1 protein-coding gene is annotated in these 1,429 nt (G+C 68.0%); it reads right to left on the bottom strand.

The features are described 5' to 3' along the window. Positions 1–57: 57 nt before the first annotated feature. On the bottom strand, positions 58–1,305 hold the full coding sequence (locus QL983_RS11215) for an IS256 family transposase (protein ID WP_020397262.1): 1,248 nt from the start codon (positions 1,303–1,305) through the stop codon (positions 58–60). Positions 1,306–1,429 lie beyond the last annotated feature (124 nt).

Raw genomic sequence — 1,429 nt, 5'->3', positions numbered from 1 at the left:
GGTCAAGTCCCTGGAAGTGGTGTAACCGTCTTCGAGGTTGTAGGGGGCTTGTACCTGTCAGGTCTGCAGGGTCGGCATCACCTCCGTGCTCATCACGGTCTCTTGCTCCGTGGTCAGGGGCTCACGGCACCGGGCGAGCAGTTCCAGGCCGAGATACCGGCGGCCTTCGGCCCATTCATCTGTCTGCTCGGCCAGCACGGCCCCGACCAGGCGCACCACGGCATCCCGGTTCGGGAAGATCCCTACCGCGTCCGTGCGTCGCCGGATCTCCCGGTTCAGCCGCTCGGCGGGGTTGTTCGACCAGATCTGGCACCACACGTCCCTCGGGAACGAGGTGAACGCGAGGATGTCCTGTCGAGCGGCGTCTAAGTGGGCGGCCACCGCGGGCAACCTGTCCTGCACGTAGTCCAACAGGCGCTCGAACTGGGCGTGCACGGCCGGCCCGTCGGGCTGGTCATACACGCTGTGCAGCATGGCCTTCACCGCCGGCCACATGCTCTTCGGGGTCACGGCCATCAGATTCGCCGCGTAATGGGTGCGGCAGCGTTGCCACACGGCCCCGGGCAGGTTCGCCGCCACTGCTTCCACGAGGCCGCGATGGGAGTCCGAGGTCACCAGTGCCACCCCGGCCAGCCCCCGGGCCACCAGGTCCGCGAAGAACTCGTTCCACCCCGCCCCGGACTCCGTGGTGGCCACCCTCAGCCCGAGGACCTCGCGGCGCCCGTCCGCGTTGACCCCGGTGGCGACCATGGCCACCGCGTTGACCACACGCCCGCCCTCACGCACCTTCATGGTCAGGGCGTCGGCGGCGAGGAACACGAACGGGCCGGCCTCGCCCAGCGGCCGGTGACGGAAAGCCTCGATGTGCTCGTCCAACTCCTGTGCCATCCGGCTGACCTGGGACTTCGAGAGCGAGTCGATGCCGAGCTGACGTACGAGCTTGTCCATGCGCCGGGTCGAGACCCCGGCCAGGTAGCAGTCCGCGACCACGGTGATCAGTGCGGACTCGGCCCGTTTGCGGCGCTCGAGGAGCCATTCGGGGAAGTACGTGCCGGCCCGGAGTTTGGGGATGGCCACATCGATCGTGCCGGCGCGGGTGTCCAGGGGTCGGTGCCGGTAGCCGTTGCGCTGTGCGGTACGGCTCTGGGAGGCCTGGCCGTACTCGGCGCCGCAGACCGCGTCCGCGTCGGCGGAGAGCAGTGCGTTGATCACGGTCTGCAGCAGGTGGCGCAACAGGTCTGGGGAGGCCTCCCCGAGAGCTTCGCGCAGCAGGCGTTCAGGGTCGACAATGTGTGGAGCGGTCATCGTGGTGATGTCCTTTCGAGAGTGCTGTGGAAGGTTCGCTCGAAGGCTCCCACGGTGACCGCGTCCGTGAAGGGGACGGTGTTGGCGACCGGGGAGGGTTACACCACTATCAGGGACTCAACTC

Origin of the sequence: Micrococcus sp. APC 4021 (assembly GCF_030407635.1) — a bacterium.
GTDB lineage: Bacteria > Actinomycetota > Actinomycetes > Actinomycetales > Micrococcaceae > Micrococcus > Micrococcus luteus.
This window is presented reverse-complemented; position numbering and strand designations above follow the sequence as displayed.

What these genes read in the sequence shown, in the direction of transcription:
- QL983_RS11215 (WP_020397262.1), bottom strand. Translation starts at nt 1,305, where the DNA reads ATGACCGCTCCACACATTGTCGACCCTGAACGCCTGCTGCGCGAAGCT.